The organism is Micromonospora sp. NPDC002411 (genome assembly GCF_053592955.1).
The window spans coordinates 1-4,320 of the sequence record NZ_JBSFBM010000457.1 but is presented as its reverse complement, the minus strand read 5'-3'; the positions used below and the strand labels follow the sequence as shown (position 1 = coordinate 4,320).

The window sequence follows — 4,320 nt, the reverse complement described above, 5'->3', positions numbered from 1 at the left end:
TCCGGCGCGACGCACGACCCGCACTCGGTGCTCGGCGCGCACCCAACCGACTCCTCGACGACGATCCGCACGCTGCGCCGGGGCGCCGGCGACGCAACCGCGCGAGCAGACCGCGTCGGCGGTCGTTGTCAGAAGTCATGAGCGGTGTCCTTAACCGGTTGGACCTGTCTCAGGGGACGGAGCAGCAGTGCGGAACGTGACGCGCAAGATCACTGAAGCCAGTAGATCATGGCGTACAGCCCGATCCACACGACGTCGACGAAGTGCCAGTAGTACGACACGACGATCGCCGAGGTCGCCTGCGCCGGGGTGAACCGGCCCATGGTCGTGCGGACCATGAAGATGACGAAGGCGATCAGACCGCCGGTCACGTGCAGGCCGTGGAAGCCGGTGGTCAGGTAGAACACCGACCCGTAACCGTCTTCGTTGATCTTGATGCCGTCGGCGACCAGGTGCCGGTACTCGTTCAACTGGCCGAGCACGAAGATCAGGCCCATCACGAAGGTGACGGTGAACCAGCGCCGGAGCGCGTGCACGTCACCCTTCTCCGCCGCGAAGACGCCGAGCTGGCACGTCACCGAGGACAGCACCAGGATCACCGTGAAGGTGGTCGCGTACGGGATGTTCAGCGCCTCGGTGTGCTTCTCCCACTGCTCCGGCGCAGCCGCGCGGATCGAGAAGTACATCGCGAACAGCGCCGCGAAGAACATGAGTTCGCTGGAGAGCCACACGATCGTCCCGACGCTGACCATGTTCGGTCGGGTCAGAGAGTGGATCCGGCTCTTGTCAATGGCTGGGGCCGCAGTCACGCCGTCATTATTGCCCCTGACCACGGCCGGCGATCAGCGGGGTGGCAAACGTGCGCCTTCCGTGGCCCGAGCGTCAGGGTCCGGTTCGCCTGGCCTAGCCTGAAAAGCGTGCTGCACGTCGATCCGATCTTCGCCGCCACCTCGGCCCCGCCGCCGTTCACCGTCGGCGCGGTGCTGACCGAGACCCGGCTGGACAGCTGGCTGGCCCTCGGCCTGGTGCTCGCCGCCGGCCTGTACCTCTACGGGGTGCACCGGTTGCGCCTGCGCGGCGACCGCTGGCCGATCGCCCGCACCGTGTTCTTCATCGGCCCCGGCCTGGGCGGCATCGCGCTGGTCACGGTCAGCGGGCTGCACGCGTACGACACCGCGCTGCTGTCCGTGCACATGATCCAGCACATGGTGCTGTCCATGGTGGCGCCGATCTTCCTGGCGCTGGGAGCGCCGATGACCCTAGCCCTGCGTACCCTGCCGGTCGGGCCGCGCAAGCGCCTGCTGGCGATCGTGCACAGCCGGGTCGCCCGGGTCTACAGCTTCCCGCTGGTGGCGTTCGCCATCTTCGTGGTCAACCCGTTCGTGCTCTACTTCAGCGACCTGTACCGCTACACCCTCGAACACGCCTGGGCACACGAGCTGGTGCACGCCCACTTCATCATGACCGGCTGCGTGTTCTTCTGGCCGCTGCTCGGGCTCGACCCGCTGCCCGGCCGCTGGCCGTACCCGGCCCGCGCGCTGTTGATGCTGCTCTCGGTGCCGTTCCACACAGTGCTCGGCCTCACCATCATGCAGAGCAGCACGCTCTTCGGCGGCGACTGGTACCCGTCGCTCAACCTCGGCTGGGTCGACCCCTGGCAGGACCAGGTGGTCGCCGGCGGCATCCTCTGGGCCGGTGGCGAGTTCGTCAGTGTGACCATGCTCGCGGTGCTGGTCGTCCAGTGGGTCAAGCAGTCCGAGCGGGAGGCCCGCCGGGTCGACCGCGAGCTGGACCGCCAGGAGGCCCGCGAACGCGCCGCCGACGCCACGGCCGCCTGAGCTGCCCGGACGGTACGCCCCAACGGCGGCGACGGGCGGGATGTCGGCTACGTCACGCCGACCGGTACGATCGGCGGGCAGCTACGAGGTGAAAGCGGAGTGCCGGCATGAGCGATCGTCTTTGCACCGTCTTGCTCTACAGCGACGACCCGCAGGTCCGTGACCGGATGCGGATGGCCGTCGGCACCCGTCCCGCGCCCGGGCTGCAGATCGAGTTCGTCGACGCGTCGACCTACGCGGAGACCATCCGGCTGGTCGACGACTACGAGATCGACCTGCTGCTGCTCGACGGTGAGGCCAGCCCCGGTGGCGGCATCGGCATCGCCCGGCAGATCAAGGACGACCGGGACGACGCTCCCCCGACCTGCCTGGTGATCGCCCGCGCCGCCGACCGATGGCTCGCCGCGTACGCCGAGGTCGACGCCACGCTGGTGCACCCGCTCGACCCGGTTACCACCGGCGGCACGGTGGCCGAGCTGCTGCGGACGCACGCACCCGCCTGACGTCCCCACGCTCACCGGCACCGTTACGGCGCCGGACCAGCCGGCGCCGGTTCCAGCCCACCCGCACTTCGTACGCTCGGGAGGCCCGCCATGGGCGATCGGACCTGGCCCAACCTGCTCAACTCGCTGCTGCGCGGCGAGGAGCTGTCCACCGCCGACACCGCCTGGGCGATGGACGAGATCATGACCGGCTCGGCGACCGCCGCCCAGATCGCCGGCTTCGCCGTGGCGTTGCGGGCCAAGGGTGAGACCCCGGCCGAGCTGGGCGGCCTGGTGCAGGCGATGCTGGGTCGCTCGGTCCCGGTGGTGCTCTCTGACGACCTGCGCGACACCGCGCTCGACGTGGTCGGCACCGGCGGTGACCTCGCCCACACGGTGAACATCTCCACGATGACCGCGCTGGTGGTCGCCGGCGCGGGCGTACGCGTCGTCAAGCACGGCAACCGGGCCGCCTCCTCCCTGTGCGGCACCGCCGACCTGCTGGAGTACCTCGGCATCCCCCTGGACCTCGGCCCGGAGCAGGTCGCCCGCTGCGTCGAGGAGGCCGGCATCGGGTTCTGCTTCGCGGCCCGGTTCCACCCCGGCATGCGGCACGCCGGTCCGGTCCGCCGTGAGGTGGGCGTGCCAACCTTCTTCAACTTCCTCGGCCCGCTGACCAACCCGGCCCGCCCCCGGGCCGGCGCGGTCGGCTGTTTCGACTCCCGGATGGCCCCAGTGATGGCGAGCGTGTTCGCCGCCCGTGGCGACTCGGCGATCGTGATGCGCGGCGAGGACGGCCTGGACGAGTTCACCACCGCCGCGCCGACCCGGGTCTGGGCAGCTCAGGGAGGCACCGTACGCGAGGCTGTGCTGGACGCGACGGACCTCGGGGTGCCTCGGGCCACCCTCGGCGACCTACGGGGCGGTGACGCCGCCTACAACGCCGGCGTGGCCCGTCGCCTGCTCGCCGGCGAGACCGGCCCGGTCCGGGACGCGGTGCTGGTCAACGCGGCGGCGGCGCTGGCGACCCAAGGCCCGCTGGACGGTGACCTGACCGAGGCGCTGCGCGCCGGCCTGGACCGCGCCGCCGAGTCGATCGACTCCGGCGCTGCCGCCGCGACCCTCGACCGCTGGATCAAGGCAGCCACCGCCGCCTGACCAGCCGCACCCTCCCCGGCGTCCCGGCGGCCTCCCCTACGTCACAGTGAGTGATCGACTCGGTTCCTTGAAACTGCGGTGTCCTCGCGCTGAGACACCGCGTCATCAAGGAACCCGAGTGGATCATCCGTCCGCAGTACCTCCGGACGGAGATTTGTCGGACCCGCGTGGAAAACTACAGCCGAGTAGTTCTCCGCTCTCGTCCGTGCGTAGCTGTCGCATCCGGGGGCGGTTCGCCTGAAGTGAGAGGAGACGCCGGTGTCGCACCGCGAGCTCTACTGCGACGTCTGCGAGGACGTGACGCTGTTCGAGGTGCCGCCCTGCGTCGACGGCCACGGCATCGACTGTCCCGAGCTGATCTGCACCGGCTGTGGCGCCGCCGTGGTGATCGCCACCTTCATCGTTCCGGTCGTCCGGTCGGCCGAAGGCCGACGTCACCGGCCCGCCCGCCGCGCCGCCTGACCCGTTCACCGGCCTGCCAGACCCCGCTACCGGCCCGACCGCCGCGCCGCCTGACCCCGTCACCGGCCGCCCGCCGCGCTGCCCGACCTCACCTGGCCGGCTCTCGCCGTGGCCCCGGCTCGATCAACACCACATCGCCGATCTGGCGGCATCCCGTCGCGCGGTAACAGCCACCTCGCCGATGTGGATTCGATCACCCCGCAGGACGGTCCGCCAGCGCGCCCCGGCGGTCAATCACCCCGCGGGACAGTCCGCCAGCACCCCCAGACGGCCCAGCACCCCCAGAGCGCCCGACACCGCACGACGAAGGCCCGCTCCCACCTGGGGAACGGGCCTTCGTGGTGGACTGGGTCCGGTCAGTGCTCGGCGGTGCGCCGGGT

6 protein-coding genes are annotated in these 4,320 nt (G+C 70.7%); 5 read left to right on the top strand and 1 reads right to left on the bottom strand.

Annotated features, from left to right (window positions below; all coding sequences use genetic code 11):
- Positions 1–141, top strand: a 141-nt coding sequence (locus ACWCO3_RS32075; RefSeq protein ID WP_450013637.1) for a GlgB N-terminal domain-containing protein, incomplete at its 5' end; no start/stop codon positions are given.
- 68 nt (positions 142–209) lie between these two features.
- Here ACWCO3_RS32075 and ctaE read toward each other — a convergent pair.
- Positions 210–809, bottom strand: coding sequence for an aa3-type cytochrome oxidase subunit III (gene ctaE / locus ACWCO3_RS32070; protein ID WP_030337743.1), 600 nt, complete (start codon positions 807–809; stop codon positions 210–212).
- A gap of 108 nt (positions 810–917) precedes the next feature.
- Between ctaE and ACWCO3_RS32065 the strand changes: the two genes are divergently transcribed.
- The 4 genes from ACWCO3_RS32065 to ACWCO3_RS32050 all read left to right on the top strand — a co-directional run bounded on the left by ACWCO3_RS32065 (position 918) and on the right by ACWCO3_RS32050 (position 3,940).
- Positions 918–1,838, top strand: a complete 921-nt coding sequence (locus ACWCO3_RS32065; RefSeq protein ID WP_423437182.1) for a cytochrome c oxidase assembly protein — start codon at positions 918–920, stop codon at positions 1,836–1,838.
- Between the two features lie 107 nt (positions 1,839–1,945).
- Complete coding sequence (locus tag ACWCO3_RS32060; RefSeq protein WP_145779657.1) at positions 1,946–2,341, top strand: response regulator; 396 nt, start codon at positions 1,946–1,948, stop codon at positions 2,339–2,341.
- 90 nt (positions 2,342–2,431) lie between these two features.
- Positions 2,432–3,478 carry an anthranilate phosphoribosyltransferase gene (trpD, locus tag ACWCO3_RS32055; RefSeq protein ID WP_354887051.1) on the top strand — a complete coding sequence of 349 codons (1,047 nt, stop codon included), beginning with the start codon at positions 2,432–2,434 and terminating at the stop codon, positions 3,476–3,478.
- Between the two features lie 258 nt (positions 3,479–3,736).
- Positions 3,737–3,940 (top strand): hypothetical protein, encoded by a 204-nt coding sequence (locus tag ACWCO3_RS32050; RefSeq protein ID WP_145779655.1) that lies wholly within the window; start codon positions 3,737–3,739, stop codon positions 3,938–3,940.
- The last annotated feature ends 380 nt before the right edge of the window (positions 3,941–4,320 follow it).